The following is a 15,712-nucleotide window of genomic DNA, read 5'->3' as shown; positions in this document are numbered from 1 at the left end:
GGGCTAAGATAGATTGTGCCTGGGTTTTTTGAATCCAAAATTTTTCCTGTTTTTTTACAACATCACACATTAGTGCGTGATGTTTCGGTCTATCTGTAATATCACCATATTTTTTGGATACCCTGAACTACTAAAAAAACAAGGATATTTTTTAAATAGTCAATTTTTTTACCAATAGTCAGGTCTTTTTGCAAGAAATGAATATACAACATTCTGTGATTCAAAACAAATTTATTTTTGGAAGCCTGTTTTTTCAGCCGGACTGGTACTGAATTGTACGATCCTTATATAAACAGGCTTTTTTGGCTTTCAGGCTGCCTGATATTGGGCATTGTTTTTTTCTTGTTTTTCAGATGAATGATGTCTGTCCCTCATGAGACGGGGTACACAAACCCGCATTCCGTTTTTTGCCTCAACAATGCCGATAGGGGTTTTGTAAAGTCGGTAAAGGTTGGGTCCGTTGATGACATCCTGTGTGCTTCCGTTTGCTATTATCTGCCCGTCTTGAAGCATCACTACCCTATCCGATATCCAGATTGCATGTTCCGGAAAATGAGAGGTCTGGATAAAGGTATATCCTTGTTCAGCAAGGTCTGCGATCTGTTTTAGCAGACGGATCTGGTTGCCGTAATCAAGACCGTTGACCGGTTCATCCAATACAAAGGTATCTGCCCCCTGGGCCATGGCTCTTGCAATGAGTGTAAGCTGACGTTCGCCTCCACTGATTTCGGTATAGGGGCGGTCTTTCAGGTGGGCAATGGAAAGCTGTTCCAGAGCGCGGGCAGCAATAGCCCGGTCTTTTGACGAATATCGGAAAAAAAAAGGTTTGCGGGAAACTCGGCCCATCAAAACAACATCCATGACCCGATATGAAAAGGCAAGTCGATGAACCTGGGGAACATAGGCGATACGCCGGGCCAGCTCCCTGGGAGTCATGTCACTTATTGATCGGCCTTCCAGGATAACCTGTCCGGTTGAAGGCCGGTAGAATCCCATTATCATCTTGAGCAGCGTTGTTTTGCCACTGCCGTTAGGTCCTAAAAGGGAGAGTACTTTTCCCTGATCTATGGTAAGAGTTACTTTTTTGAGTACCTGTTTTTGGGAATAGTTATAGCTTATATTGTTTACATGAATAAATTTCATCAGTTCCATCCTTTGCCTGAATTTCGAAGAACTATTGTAAAAAAAGGAATTCCAGCCAAAGCGGTCAGAATGCCCAGGGGGATTTCCACACTGAAAGCCAATCTTGAAATGTTGTCCACCACCAGCAGATAGGTGGCTCCGATAATTGCTGCCGCAGGAAGGAGTATACGGTTGTCCGACCCCACGATCATCCGGGCAATATGGGGGATGACCAGACCCACCCATCCGATGATTCCCCCTATGGCAACTGTAAGTGCGCTGATCAGTGTGGCAAAAAATATGAGCAGAAACCGGATTCGTCCAACGTTTACACCCATGGATCGGGCTTCTTCATCGCCCATGCTCAACACGTTCATTTGACCGGAAAGAAAAATCAGCATTACAATGCCTCCTGCAATCGGAAAGCTGAGTGTCCAGACTGTTTTTGCATCAGCCATAGAAAGACCGCCCATGAGCCAGTAAACAATGGCCGGAAGCATGTCGTAGGGATCAGCCAGATATTTGATCACGGACAGCAGTGCCGTGAACATTGAACCGCTGATGATTCCGCCGAGGATGAGCATCAAAAGCCGGTCGCCCTTGTAAAAACCTGCAATGCAGATTGCTGTCAGCACCGCCACAAATCCAAAGATGAATGCTCCTGCCTGCACTGCAATCCAGCTCACAGAGAGGATCATGCCCAGGGCGGCCCCGAAAGATGCCCCGGCCAGCACGCCCAGGAGTCCTGGGGAAACCAGGGGATTAATAAACATGGACTGGAATGCGACACCGGAAACCGAAAGCGCCGAACCTATGAGTATGGCGGCCATGATGCGTGGCAGACGAATATCCACTACAATGTTTTGGATCACGGCAAACCCGCGTTCCTCAGGTAATAAGCTGCCGAAAATGCCATTGCTCAAAAATGAAATCATCTGGCCTGGAGCTACTGGATACCGCCCCAGGCAAAGGGAAACAACGGCTGTCAGGCAGAGAAGCACAAGAAGTGCGGGAATTAAAAATGTGGATTTCATAAATACAAAATCTCCGCAGCCGCCTTTGGGTCAAGGGCTTTATTTAAAAAAAGCCGGTAGAATGTTCGGGTTTCTTCAATCATGTCTACGGGGTATTTGTCTGGATAAAGTTTGTTCATAAGCCATCTGGCTCCCAGAAGGCGCATGAATGAAGGTGGACGGTCAAACCAGTCAAACGGGGATCGTGGAATTTGGAAAACCCGGTGTTCTTGAACCGCCCGGATATTTTTCCAGCAAGGGTTTGTATAAATTCTGTTATAAAAAGAAGATTCCCGGGTTATAATCACTTGGGGATTATACTGGATAATCTGTTCGGCAGATAGTTTTTCCATGCCGAAAACATCTTTTGCCTCGCAGACATGGACATTTTTTCCGCAGCACAGGGGGATCAGTTCTGCGTGAATGGATGCGCTGCAATCCGTACGCAGACCGCCTGCTCCTTCGGCATAATAGACAGAAATTCTTTTTGCGTCAGGGATTTTGGCCTGCAGGCTGTCCAATTCACCCATGGTTTGTTTTGCATATTGAACCAGGCCGGCACTTCGTTGTTCCCGGTTCAACAGTTTTCCCAGGAATTCAAAAGCGTTTGAGTAATCCCTTAATGTGTCTATCTGTATATAAACGATGGGAAAACCCAGCGGTGTAAGCGTTTGTTCAATTTTTTGAGTTGTTGCCGAGCGCTTCCATTGCCACACAAGAACGATGTCCGGGTGAACCTGTAACAAGGTTTCCAGATTGGGAGTGCGGCCCTGACCAAACCATCCGCCGATTACAGGCAGGTTCTGTATGCGGGCGGACATATATCTTTTTTCTTCGGTTCGGGGGGGATAGTTGAGAGCTGCTATCAGATCCGGTGCAAGGGCATAGACCATGCAGGTGGCTGGGGGGGATACACTGTATACGCTGCGGATCACATCAGGAACCATGACTTTGCGGCCCTTCATGTCAATAATTTCTTCTGCGTGGATAATGCCGTATACTCCGGCAGGAATTGTTTGAATTAAAATCAAAATCAAATAATACGGGATGATTTTGTAAAATTTATGTGTGCTGATTTTCATCTGAATCCTCTTATGTTGTTAGAACTGACAGGTGAGGTTGATAAAATAGTTTCGTCCCGGTTCAATATAGCCTTCGTCTATTTCATAATTACGGTCAAACAGGTTGTTAACCCCTGCTTCAAGCTTTATGTTTTTATAAAGGGTACAATCTGCCTTGCAGTTGATCAGTGCATAAGACCCGGCTTGGGTGGCACCGTCTGAATTACTGAATCGTTTGGCATTATATTCCAGACTGGTCAGTAGGGAGAGGCGTTTTACCGGACTGTATTTGATGTGGGTGAAAATTTTGTGCCGGGGAATGTCCGTCAGTTTTTCATCGCTGCTCTGGTTGTCCCAGTCCATATAGGTGTAGCCAAGGCCGTATTCAAGGTTGTTCAGAAGGTAGGCAGATACTTGGGCCTCTGCGCCGTAAATATTTACCGCCCCAATATTTTGATTCTGGTCCACTGTGCCGGTGGCGTCATCCGGGTCCGGCACGCTGACGGCCATGATATAGTTGCTGACATCACTGTAAAATACAGAGGATTTAAAACAGACCCGGTCCGCAAAGTTATCCTGGTATCCGATTTCATAATTGACGGATGTTTCCTCATCCAGATCAGGGTTGGGCAACCCATAGCCCATGCGATAGGAATACCGGTCTTTCAGGGTGGGCAGTCTGCTTTTTTCCGCCACTGCAACGTGAACGGTTCCTGTGTCGGAAATATCATAAAACAGACTGATCTGGGGATTGAAGGCATCAACCTCCCGACTGGAAAAGTCACTGATAATGCCGGTATCAGAATCAAAATTATCGGCATTTCCCGGAGAAAGATAATCATAGCTTGCCCCGATGATAATGGAAATATTTTCTGAAAGGGTGATGGTATCCTCAAGGCCAAAGGAAAAAATTTCGTCTTGAAAATTCAGTTTTGGCTTGCCCTCGTCCTTTTCTTCGTGAACATCTTTTTTGTAATGAAATGCTGCCTTGATAAAATGCCCGGACAAATATTTGCTTCCAGCTTCCAAAGATCCGCCAATCGTATAATCGTCATAGGCGCTTTTAAATGAATAGCCTTTTGTCATGGTAGTATAGGTGGCATCATCATAACTGAAAAGTGAATTTTTATAGGTGTCGTAATATAGCCGGGTTTTTACATAGCCCTTCTGATTAATAGAGGTCCTGGAATTAAAATAAAAGCTTTCTTTGTCCCAGTAAGGCCACTGCCAGTATCTGATTCTTGCAGAAGGGTCATTTCCGGCATAGAGAGGGGTTCCTTTTTCCCCATCCTGGCGGATATAGCTGAAGGCGTATTCATCCAGTTCTGATGGTGTGTAACCTATTTTTAAATTGATTTTTTGGTCTGTCCGATATGAATTTTCCCGATCTCCACCATCTTCATTTGCCGTGGGTTTAAAATTATCTGAAACTGAAAAATAGTCTTGATCCGCATAACTGAAACCGCCCTGAAGATACCATTTGCCCTGATTGGTTCCAAAGTTGCCATGGGTTGTGATGGTGTCGCCGGAAGCTACACCAACGCCCGCGTTCCCTTCAAAAAATTTATCAGGCCTCCGGGACACCATATTGATCGCTCCGCCCATGGTATTGGGGCCGTAGAGAACAGATGAAAATCCTTTGGAAACGACAATTTGTGAAAGGTCAAATGTGGTGAAACGGCCCAGGTCGGGATATCCGTCATACAGTACATAGATGGGAATGCCGTCCAGAAATAAAGGCGCGTGCTTGATGTCAAATCCCCTGACAAAAATCATCTGTTCGTTTCTGGCACCTGACCGGGAAAGGGTAATGCCCGGGACAAGATTCAAAGCATCTGCCACATTTTCACGGTTAAATTCCTGCATTTGCCGGCTTGAAACCGTTTCTACCGTTATTCCATTGACGGGTGAGGCCTTGTCTGTTACCACGATTTGACCCAGAGTGAAGATATCTTTGCCATTTGTTTTATCCATATAACTTGCATGAGCAACCCCTGATGCACTCCATAAAACAGCAGCTGTGAGCAGCAAAACAGCAGTATATGAGCCTCTGTATATCATCTTGAAATTCCTCCTTTTTTTTGTTGCCGTTGTTGTTTGTCTCATGAAACAAGTTTTTTTGTTTCTTTTTAAAAGACACGTCATTTAAAAGAGCCTGCCGTTAAAAGTACTATCCTATTCATGTTATTCACGTCAATATGTATTTTAGAAACGACATGGATTGCAATTGTTTTAATTCGGGTATAAACTCTTATTTCAGTTGCTTTATCTGGATTATAAAAATATGGAATATGTTGTATTGTCCGGCGGACCGCTGTTTGAATTAAAGCTTTTTTAAAATATGTTGGAATAGTGATATTGTCCCTGCCATTTTTTTTATTTTTTTTTCTTGAGTATCTGCTTGAATGCCTTGCCGGTTATCAACTGGTAAGCTTGGTGACCTATAAGAATTTAATATAACATTGGATTATAATATGGTGTAAATGGATGGAACGGATTTCAAATCTGTCCCCTCATACTTGTTGACAGAAGCAATAGTTGCGCTATATTAAAGGGTTTTAGATTGATTTTTTTTACGGGAGAGACTTTATGGGAGAGAACAGATGAGACAGAAAATAAGATTCGAGAAAAATATCAAAACCGGCGTGTTGACTATTTTAGAATCCAGTGAGGTTGATCCGGGGGTTGTCATGCCGCTTCTGGAAGAAGATTATGATTTGCAAGACGTGATAAAGGCTTCTGATGAAGGTCTTAGAGCTTTCTTGAAATCCATAAGAAGGAGGGGTTTTTTTCCTACAACAGATCTTTGTATTAAACTTTTTGAAAATACAAAAGAGTTTTTTAAAAATGAAGCTGAAGAAAAAATAGTTATAGAATATAATGATGTTGAAGCCTTTCCAAAGGAAGAAAAATTCCAGCTTGACGACGATGATGTTGAACTTGATAAGCTGCTTGAAGAAGACGGGGACACCAAAGAAGATGAGATGAAAGAAATAGATGACGGCGACGATACCCCTATATTTACTCCTGAAGATACTTCTGAACACGAAAATTAGAGAGAATGATGAAACATACACTTAAAAGAATTATTTTTAAAGCCGCTCAAAAAGCCTTTGAAAAAGGTGTGTTCTCCTCGGATGAGATGCCTGAAATGGAGATAGAAGAACCCCGGCATCAATCCCATGGTGATTTTTCTACAAATTTTGCCATGGTTTCAGCCGGCATTCAGAAAATGCCGCCAAGAAAAATTGCCGAAGGCCTGGTCGCCTTGATTGAAACCGGAAGTTTAATTGAAAAGGTTGAGATCGCAGGCCCTGGATTTATTAATTTTTTTCTGTCCAAGCAAGCATGGCATCCGGTTGTTAACCGGATTCTTGAACAGGATAAAAATTATGGGGCCTCTGATATTGGTAAGAATGAAAAGGTTCAGGTAGAATTTGTCAGTGCAAACCCCACAGGTCCCTTGCATGTTGGGCATGGAAGAGGGGCGGCTGTGGGCGATTCCGTGGCTAAAATTCTTTCGTTTGCCGGGTTTGATGTCCAAAAAGAATACTATATTAATGATTCAGGCCGCCAGATCAGAACCCTTGGCACATCTGTCTGGTTGAGGCTGTTGGAAAAAGCGGGCCAAAAAATTGAATTTCCCGATGATTGTTATAAAGGGGATTATATCCAGGATCTGGCCGGTGAGGTTCTTGAAAAATATGGAGATGGTTTTGTAAAAAAAGATGAACAAGAGGCTGTTGAAATCTGTGCAAAGTATGCTGCAAATAAAATTCTTGACGGCATTAAAGAGGATCTGTCAAGTTTTGGTGTCACCTTTGATCAATGGTTCAGTGAGCAGAGCCTGTATGATTCAGGACAAGTTCAAAAAGCCATTGATGAGTTTAAGTCAAGAGATCTGATATATGAACAAGATGGGGCGCTCTGGTTCAGAACTCAGGATTTTGGTGATGAGAAAAACAGAGTGGTGGTCAGAAATAACGGTTTGACCACCTATTTTGCCTCGGATATTGCCTATCATATGGAAAAATATGAGCGCGGGTTTGACAGGGTCATTGATGTCTGGGGCGCAGATCACCATGGATATATCAAAAGAATTGATGCCTCCATTGTTGCTTCGGGCAGAAAAAGCGAGCAGTTTAATGTTATTTTGGTCCAGCTGGTAAGCCTTTTAAGAGGCGGCAAGCCTTTTCAGATGTCCACACGCTCCGGGGAGTTTGTTACCTTAAAGAATATTGTGGATGAAGTGGGGAAAGATGCGGCAAGATTTATGTTTTTAAGCCGCAGTTATGATTCAGGTCTTGATTTTGATCTTGAAGTGGCCAAACAGAAAAATGCCAATAATCCGGTCTATTATGTTCAATATGTTCATGCGAGAATCACCGGTATTCTGTTAAAGGCAAAACAAGAGACAATTCTTCAGGATATTGATTTTAAGAAAGGAGAAAATCTTGATCTGCTGACCGCAGAAGAAGAAATTAATCTTTTGAAAATTTTGGATATATTCAAGGAAAATGTGGAAAAAAGTGCCGCAACACTTCATCCTCATGTTATGTTTACCTATCTGATGAGTCTTGCATCGGCTTTCCACAGCTATTATAACAAACACAAGGTCATTACGGATAAAAAAGAACTCACCCTGGCCAGGTTGAGCCTTGTTCTGGGGGTAAAAAAGGTCATTCGAAACGGGTTGGCACTTCTTGGAGTTTCTGCACCGGAAAGAATGTAAACATAATGACACCCTTTAAAACAACACCCTTTAAAGGGATTTTAAGATATTTGCTTTACATCGGTATTGCCGGTTGGATGTTTTTTTTGGGTATCATGGTTGGTCGTGGTTCATCTCCTGTAAAATTTGATACCCAAAAATTTCAAAAAAGGCTTGAAATTATTGCCAAAGAATTTGGTGAAAAAGAAGGTGTCCGGGAGAAAATTAATCTAAAATTTTATGATGTGCTTGATCGTCCCGTAGCAGAAGAAAATATGCCTTCCCCAAAAAAAATATTGGAAATCGTTCCCAAAAAAGAAACAACAGCCACAGACGAGATTCCCGTAAAAACAAGCAGAAAAAAAAAGACGCTTAAACCCCAGGTAAACAAGGCAAAGACAGACCAAAAAACAGCTGAACAGTCAAAACCAACAAACACAAAGTCTGTTGAAATAAAAGCGAATCCGATCCGTTTGAAAAAAACAGGTAAATCCGTGCGATCAACAGATAACATTACCCCAGACAACAAGCCCCTATACAACAAGAATCCAGATAACAAGAACCCAAAAGGGGCATATACAATCCAGATTGCAGCCTTTAAAAATGTTAAGGACGCGGTTGCACAGATGGCTGTTTACAGAAAAAAAGGATTTGATTCATACAGGGTAACCGGAGAAAAGAACGGGGTTACCTGGTACAGGATCAGAACCGGGTCTTTTACAACCTATGATGAGGCAAAAAAAATTAACGAAAAATTAAACAAAGCCGGAATAAATTCAATTATTATAAAAACTCAATGATTATAAGATGGATGGTAAAGAGGGATAGTAATGAAAATATCAACAGATGAAGTCGAAAAAATGGCCCACCTTGCTCGATTGGAGATTGACGAGCCGCAAAAAGAAAAAATGGCTGAACAGCTGAGCCATATCCTTCAATATATTGATAAATTAAAAGATGTTGATGTGGAGGGAGTCAGGCAGTCTTCCGGGGCTTCGTTCATGCAGAATGTTTTAAGGGAAGATGAGTTGAAAGTATCACCGGGACCTGATGTGACACTTGCCAATGCACCGCAAAGAGATGAAGATTTTTATACGGTGCCAAGAGTCGTTAAATAACCTTTATCGTGAAAGAATAAGGATCAGAATAAGGATAATATAAAATGCAATACCATGAACTGACCATTGGCAGTGCCCGAAAACACCTTCTGGATCATAAAATTTCTTCTGTTGAATTGACCACTGCATTGCTTGAAAGAATTGAACAATATGATGATGAAATTGGTGCTTTTATAACGGTTGATAAAGACCTGGCTCTGGAACAGGCAAAAAAAGCGGATCAAGATATAGCCGATAATAAAACAGCCCCATTGACAGGTGTACCAATCGCCTTGAAAGACCTTTTGTGTACCAGGGGAATGAAAACCACTTGCGCATCAAAAATCCTTGATAATTTTGTACCTCAATATGACGGAACTGTTGTTTCAAAATTAAAGGAAAACGGTGCTGTCATCATCGGTAAAACCAATTTGGATGAGTTTGCAATGGGCTCTTCAACTGAAAATTCGGCTTGCAAAATCACCAGAAATCCCTGGAATACCTCCTGCGTACCCGGCGGTTCCAGCGGGGGGTCAGCTGCAGCAGTGGCTGCCCGGTTCTGTTGTGCCGCGCTGGGAACCGATACCGGTGGTTCCATTCGTCAGCCCGCATCCCATTGCGGTGTTGTAGGATTAAAACCGACCTATGGCCGGGTCTCCCGGTTCGGGCTGGTTTCTTATGCCTCGTCACTTGACCAGATAGGCCCCATCACCAAAGATGTAAGGGATGCAGCCATCCTGCTCAATGTTATATCCGGCAATGATACAATGGATTCAACCAGTGCCAAGGTGGATGTGCCGGATTTTACAACCGCCCTGGATCAGTTTGAAAAAGGTGCTTTAAAAGGGATGACTGCTGGAATTCCAAAAGAGTACTTGTCTGTGGAAGGCATTGATCCTGATGTTGAAAAGGTTTTTAATGATGCAAAAAAGAGCTTGCAGGATCTGGGGGTTGAGATCAAAGAGATCTCTTTGCCCCACACGGATTATGTGGTGGCAGCCTATTATATTATTGCCCCTTGCGAGGCCAGCTCCAATCTTGCCAGATTTGACGGGGTAAAATACGGTTTCAGAGAGAATGGATGCGAAGACCTCATTGACATGTATAAAAAGACCAAGTCAAAAGGATTTGGCACGGAAGTTAAAAGACGGATTATTATTGGAACCTATGCGCTTTCAGCCGGTTACTATGATGCCTATTATGGAAGGGCGTCAAAGGTTCGAACCCTGATCATGGAGGATTTTTCAAAGGCTTTTGAAACCTGTGACTTTATCTTGTCCCCGGTGGCACCTGCCCCTGCATTTAAAATAGGAGAGAAGATTGATGATCCTTTGACCATGTATTTGACGGATATTTTTACCCTCTCCGCCAACATGGCCGGTATCCCCGGGATATCGGTTCCCGCAGGGTATTCTTCAAAGGGCTTGCCCATTGGTATCCAGATGATGGCCAAAAGGTTTGATGAAATGTCGTTGTTACGGGCAGGGTACGGGTTTGAACGAACCATTTCGCTGGATAAAACATTTCCCAATCTTTGAATCATAAAGGAGGTGACACATGTCAACAGTGCAACCCAAGAGTGAGCAATTAAAGAAGGCGGTCAAATGGATATCGGAAAAGAGAAAAGAAAATCCAGATATCAATCTGACCAAATTGGTGGATCAAGCCGGTTTCCAATTTGATTTAAGTCCAAAAGATTCCCAATTTCTGTTAAGGCTGGTAAGAGATGACGACAGTCAGAATTCTGCCTGAAATCCTTTCCAACCAGATTGCGGCAGGGGAGGTGGTTGAAAGGCCTGCCTCCGTGGTCAAAGAGCTTGTTGAAAACAGTATTGACGCAAACGCTACACAGATTATCATTGAAATTGTAAACGGCGGCAAATCATTAATACGGGTGTCTGATAACGGGATCGGGCTTTTGCGGGATGATGCACTGCTGTCCATTGAACGTTATGCCACAAGCAAAATTTTCAACAAAGAGGATCTGTTCTCCATCTCCACAATGGGATTTCGGGGCGAGGCATTGCCGTCCATTGCATCGGTTTCAAAGTTCATTCTTGTGACCCGTACAACAGACAGTGATATTGGAACGAAAATAGACATTGCAGGTGGAAAAATACTCAATGTTTCAGATGCCGGGGCTCCGGTGGGAACCATGGTGGAAGTAAAACAGCTATTTTTTAACACCCCTGCCCGAAAAAAATTTTTAAAATCCAATACCACTGAAACAAGTCATATTGCCGACGCCGTATCCGGTATGGCCCTTGGAAATCCTCACGTCCAGTTCAGGTTGTTTTTAAACCATAAACTGCAGAAAAGTTTTTCATTATCTGATGACCTGTTCCAGAGATCTGTTCGCATCCTTGGGCGGGATGTTGCAGGCAAGCTTTGTCCCCTCGAATTTGCCGATGAATTTGTTCGTATCCAAGGATATTGTTCCAACCCGTCTGTTACCCGGCGATCTTCGTCCAAGATTTTTTTGTTTGTGAACAACCGGCTGGTGTATGACCGGGGGCTTATCGCAGCTATTTTCCAGGGTTACAAAGGCAGGATCATGAAAGGAAACTTTCCTCTGGGGGTTTTTTTTGTTGAGATTGCCTTTGACCAGGTGGATGTCAATGTTCATCCGTCCAAAAAAGAGATTCGATTTTTTAACAGCAAACCCGTGTATCAGGCCATGTCAGAGACAATCGACAGGGCATTGTCTTGTGCCCAGGACAATATGACCTCATATTCACAGACACCGGTATTTTCTCTGGATACGGGCGAAAAAAAAGCTGTTGAAACCTTTGAGTTTTTTGATGCAGACGTTTACCCGGAAAGCATCTCCAAGATTGAGCAATCCATAATAGAGTGGCAGACCCCGGTCATTCAAAACAAACCGGTTGAAAATCAAACGGATTCGGTTCAAAAACAGAAAGAACCGGCTTGCCAACAGGCATTGCCTCAGCCTCCCGGATATCCAGTACCTTCTGTAAACCCTGTAAAATCAGTCTCCCCTGCACTTAAAGAAAAACCTGTCTCGTTTTCCGCGACAACGAAAATTATCGGCCAGGTCATGGGAACCTATATCCTTGTGGAGACCCAAGAGGGGATCATGCTTATGGATCAGCATGCAGCCCATGAACGGATTGTATATGAAAAGCTCAAACGCAGGTATCAGTTGCTGAAGGTTCAAAGCCAGAGCTTGGTTGTGCCTGAAACACTTGACTTGAATTTCAAGGAGGCGGATTTTTTGTCCGGCATTTTGGAGGAGTTGAAGGGTCTGGGGGTGATCATCGAGCCCTTTGGCGGAACAACCTTTATCATAAAAGCCGTGCCGGTCATCATTGATGAAAAAGAGATCAAGCACATGATTGTTGATATCATTGAAAAAGCTCTGGTTAAAAAAGACCGGTTTTCAAAAGATGAGTGGCTTGAGCAGTGTTTGATTTTAATGGCATGCCACAGTGCCATTCGTGCCAATTTAAAGCTTAACCAGACTGAGATGGAAACCTTGCTCGCAGATCTTGAAGCGTGTGAAAATCCTTGTCATTGTCCCCATGGCCGACCGATTATGATCGCCTGGACCAAACAGCAGATCGAAAAACTGTTTAAACGTGTTTTATGAATGCCTATTTTTAAAATGCCGTTCAAATTAAAAAAAAAAGCCGGACATACACTGAAAAAATCAGATGCAATGCCCGGCTTTAATATATCGGATCTAACTAATGCTTAATTTTTTTAGAAACTTAAGCTCAAACGTGTTCCAACTTCCCATGGATCGTCATCATTGGCGACATCGTTTGTTGTGCTGTCACCAGCAAAAAGATATGCACCGACAACATCAAGGTTCAGACCGTCAACAAGCTCATATGTAGCTTTAAGATCAATTTCAAATCCAAGATCTTCATCAAGTCCTGGAGCCACTTCTTCATTTAGTCTGGCATACCACAGATCTGCTGAAAGGCTCAGTTTCTCCATGGGAACAACAGTGACACCCAGGTTTGCAGCGGTGATATTCGTGGGTGAGGTTCCGGGTGAGTTATTTGATGCACAAGCGCCCATATCAAATATACCTTTACCCATAATTTCCGACCAGTAATAAGTTGCTCCTGTTCTGCTGGGAATACCAATTACTGAAAATTCTTCATCATCACCATCCGCAGCATCATCATCACCAGTGATATAAAATGCCTGGCCGTGAATATTAAACATATCTGTCAGTTTAAATGTTCCACCTGCTGCTACAAGCCATGCTTTGATATCGTCTGATCCATCTTCTCCGCCATTATAAACGAATGTACCCCAAAGAGAAGTTCCACCTAAGTTAGCATCCACATCCAAGCCGGCAAACCATACTGAATCACTATTATCGTCATCTATATAAGTAAAAACCGGGGTTAATTTTACAGTATCAAGATCAGCAGTATAGGATAAACTGTAAGCAGTGATATCGTCGCCTGCATTGTCGCCGTTCTCTTCAAATTTAAGATATTTAGCTGTTACGCCATTGCTTGCCAAAATAACACCGGAAGCAGCATCATCAAACACAAATCCGCGATGAATAACGGTTTGCTGGGTACCAACCTTTGCATTCAAAGCACCAAGATTAAAGTCTGCATAAGTGTTTTTTACTTCTATTGCAACAGCATCAGCACCGATGTCGCCATATGATGTGGAACTTCCCCAGTCTGCATCCATTTCAAATGCGTTGACAAACTTAAGGTTGTCATTAATGGTAGCGGTGTAAAAAAGACGGGTTCTGGTGTCTGCCTTGGCTACATCATCTTGTTCACCACCAGACTCATCCGAAGTTCCGTCAAAATTTTTCTGGGTATACATTCTTACACGCCAATACCCGCCAAAATCATGTTCAACTGCAAATGATGGGGCTGTGAATGCAAGCCCGATCAGGGTAACAAGAACTGCAATAAATAATTTTTTCATCTTTTCTCCCTTTTAAAAAGAAAATTAAAAATAGATTTGATCTGCCTTAACCAATTAAGACAGATTTTAGTATCTATAGTAGAATTTAATATCAAGGTCAAGTTTCAAAAAAAAATAATTTTTTTAATGCTCAACTTGCTATCAAGTCATGCCGGATGAAACTTCCAGGGTATTGTACAGAGTTCAGGGAAATATGACAGTTTATTTTAAAATATCAGTCCTTTTTGATAGCGGGGTGTGTGATCATAATTTTAAAACTAAAAAATAAAAAAAGCCGGATATGCACTGAAAGAAATCAGATGCAATGTCCGGCTTTGATATTCAAGTGATGATTAAATGCTTAGAAGCTTAAACTCAACTGTGTTCCAACTTCCCAGGGATTCTCATCATTTGCAGCATTGCCTGTTGTTCCGTCATCGGCAAAAAGATATGCACCGACAACATCAAGGCTCAGCCCATCAACAAGTTCATATGTGGCACTAAGATCAATCTCAAATCCAAGATCTTCATCTGCCCCTGCAGCGACTTCATTTAGTCTAGCATACCACAGGTCGGCTGAAATACTCAGTTTTTCCATGGGAACAAAGGTTACGCCTATATTGGCTGCAGTAATGTTTGAGATTTCAACTCCGGGTGAGTTGTTGGATACATAATCATCAAATATGCCTTCACCCATGATCTCGGCCCATGCATAAGACTGCCCGTCGATAGTTGTGAAGTTTTCAATATCATCGTCCGCAGCGTTATCATCGCCTGTAGCATAAAATGCCTGTCCGTGAAAACTGATCATGTCACTCAGCGTAATATCGGTACCTGCTGCTGCAAGCCATGCTTTTATATCGTCTGATCCGTCTTCTCCTCCATTATAAATAAAGGTTCCCCAAAGAGCAGTTCCTCCAAAATCAGCATCTACATCCAGGCCAATAAACCATGCGGAATCATCATCGTCATCATCTACATATGTAAACACCGGGGTTAACTTTACGGCGTCAAGATCTGCAGTATAGGATAAACTGTAAGCAGTTATATCGTCGCCGGCATTATCGCCGTTCTCTTCTACTTTAATGTATTTAGCAATTACACCGTTACTTGTCAGAACAACACCTGAAAAATCTTCATCAAAAACAAAACCACGCTGAATGACTGTACCCTGGGTGCCAACTTTTGCATTTAAAGCACCAAGATTAAAATCCGCGTAAGTGTTTTTTACTTCTATAGCAACAGCATCCGCACCGATATCACCATATGATGCGGAACTTCCCCAGTCGGCATCCATTTCAAACTTGTTGACAAGTTTGAGGTTGTCGTTAATAACCGCTGTGTAGTAAAGGTGTGTTCTGGTGTCTGCCATGGAGCTGTCCATACTGCCGGAGTCATCTCCTGAAAAATCTTTCATGGAGAACATTCTCACACGCCAATAACCCCCGAACTCGTGTTCAACAGCAAATGACGGGGCTGTAAATGCAAGTCCGATCAAGGTGACAATCATAGCAATAAATATTTTTTTCATCCTTACTCCCTTTTTTTAAAAAAAACAAAATAGATTTATTACCTCATTATTGAGATAAATTTTTCTATTTATAGTAAAATTTAATATTAGGGTCAAGTGGTTATGGCTGGTTTTTTTTGAATTTTATGCCATGCTTTCTGATTGCTTATTTGGAATGTCTTTTTTTACGGTTTCCGGCATAAGAGAACAGGGGCAGGCCTTTTGGCTTTACATTATATATATTATGGTATAATTAACATTTTAAAATGTAGGGTGAGTGCGCCTGTATA

General features: G+C 42.6%; 13 protein-coding genes. 7 read left to right on the top strand and 6 right to left on the bottom strand.

Going from position 1 to position 15,712, the window contains the following annotated elements:
- Nucleotides 1-309 precede the first annotated feature (309 nt).
- Genes BLT94_RS12205 through BLT94_RS12190 form a run of 4 tightly spaced genes read right to left on the bottom strand, consistent with a single transcriptional unit; the run spans nt 310 to nt 5,257 of the window.
- Nucleotides 310-1,143 carry an ABC transporter ATP-binding protein gene (locus BLT94_RS12205; RefSeq protein ID WP_092234471.1) on the bottom strand — a complete coding sequence of 278 codons (834 nt, stop codon included), beginning with the start codon at nt 1,141-1,143 and terminating at the stop codon, nt 310-312.
- On the bottom strand, nt 1,143-2,156 hold the full coding sequence (locus BLT94_RS12200; protein WP_092234468.1) for a FecCD family ABC transporter permease: 1,014 nt from the start codon (nt 2,154-2,156) through the stop codon (nt 1,143-1,145). The genes BLT94_RS12205 and BLT94_RS12200 overlap by 1 nt, the downstream gene beginning before the upstream one ends.
- Nucleotides 2,153-3,217 carry an ABC transporter substrate-binding protein gene (locus BLT94_RS12195; protein WP_092234465.1) on the bottom strand — a complete coding sequence of 355 codons (1,065 nt, stop codon included), beginning with the start codon at nt 3,215-3,217 and terminating at the stop codon, nt 2,153-2,155. The genes BLT94_RS12200 and BLT94_RS12195 overlap by 4 nt, the downstream gene beginning before the upstream one ends.
- A gap of 18 nt (nt 3,218-3,235) precedes the next feature.
- Nucleotides 3,236-5,257: a TonB-dependent receptor plug domain-containing protein gene (locus BLT94_RS12190; RefSeq protein ID WP_092234621.1), complete on the bottom strand. Its 2,022-nt coding sequence runs from the start codon at nt 5,255-5,257 to the stop codon at nt 3,236-3,238.
- Between the two features lie 542 nt (nt 5,258-5,799).
- Between BLT94_RS12190 and BLT94_RS12185 the strand changes: the two genes are divergently transcribed.
- From BLT94_RS12185 to mutL, 7 genes are read left to right on the top strand one after another with little or no spacing between them, the layout of a single operon-like run.
- The gene (locus tag BLT94_RS12185; protein ID WP_092234462.1) at nt 5,800-6,252 is read left to right on the top strand and encodes a hypothetical protein; all 453 of its coding nucleotides are present in this window, start codon (nt 5,800-5,802) and stop codon (nt 6,250-6,252) included.
- 8 nt (nt 6,253-6,260) lie between these two features.
- Nucleotides 6,261-7,928: an arginine--tRNA ligase gene (gene argS, locus BLT94_RS12180; RefSeq protein WP_092234459.1), complete on the top strand. Its 1,668-nt coding sequence runs from the start codon at nt 6,261-6,263 to the stop codon at nt 7,926-7,928.
- A gap of 5 nt (nt 7,929-7,933) precedes the next feature.
- The gene (locus BLT94_RS12175; protein ID WP_092234456.1) at nt 7,934-8,707 is read left to right on the top strand and encodes an SPOR domain-containing protein; all 774 of its coding nucleotides are present in this window, start codon (nt 7,934-7,936) and stop codon (nt 8,705-8,707) included.
- A gap of 30 nt (nt 8,708-8,737) precedes the next feature.
- Nucleotides 8,738-9,025, top strand: coding sequence for an Asp-tRNA(Asn)/Glu-tRNA(Gln) amidotransferase subunit GatC (gene gatC / locus BLT94_RS12170; RefSeq protein WP_014958738.1), 288 nt, complete (start codon nt 8,738-8,740; stop codon nt 9,023-9,025).
- Between the two features lie 44 nt (nt 9,026-9,069).
- A complete protein-coding gene (gene gatA / locus BLT94_RS12165) occupies nt 9,070-10,542 on the top strand; it encodes an Asp-tRNA(Asn)/Glu-tRNA(Gln) amidotransferase subunit GatA (RefSeq protein WP_092234453.1) in 1,473 nt (490 codons plus the stop codon).
- 19 nt (nt 10,543-10,561) lie between these two features.
- Nucleotides 10,562-10,756, top strand: coding sequence for a hypothetical protein (locus BLT94_RS12160; protein WP_092234449.1), 195 nt, complete (start codon nt 10,562-10,564; stop codon nt 10,754-10,756).
- A complete protein-coding gene (gene mutL, locus BLT94_RS12155; RefSeq protein WP_092234446.1) occupies nt 10,731-12,614 on the top strand; it encodes a DNA mismatch repair endonuclease MutL in 1,884 nt (627 codons plus the stop codon). Before BLT94_RS12160 ends, mutL begins: the two co-directional genes overlap by 26 nt.
- 113 nt (nt 12,615-12,727) lie before the next feature.
- Here the strand turns inward: mutL and BLT94_RS12150 are convergent, their stop codons facing one another.
- Together BLT94_RS12150 and BLT94_RS12145 are read right to left on the bottom strand one after the other, a co-directional pair.
- A complete protein-coding gene (locus BLT94_RS12150; protein WP_092234442.1) occupies nt 12,728-13,933 on the bottom strand; it encodes a hypothetical protein in 1,206 nt (401 codons plus the stop codon).
- A gap of 340 nt (nt 13,934-14,273) precedes the next feature.
- On the bottom strand, nt 14,274-15,443 hold the full coding sequence (locus tag BLT94_RS12145) for an alginate export family protein (protein ID WP_092234439.1): 1,170 nt from the start codon (nt 15,441-15,443) through the stop codon (nt 14,274-14,276).
- Nucleotides 15,444-15,712: the final 269 nt, after the last annotated feature.

It is taken from the genome of Desulfobacula phenolica (assembly GCF_900105645.1).
In the GTDB taxonomy this organism is placed as follows: domain Bacteria; phylum Desulfobacterota; class Desulfobacteria; order Desulfobacterales; family Desulfobacteraceae; genus Desulfobacula; species Desulfobacula toluolica.
Note: the sequence above shows the minus strand (reverse complement) of the source record. Positions and strands in the feature narration are given on the sequence as shown.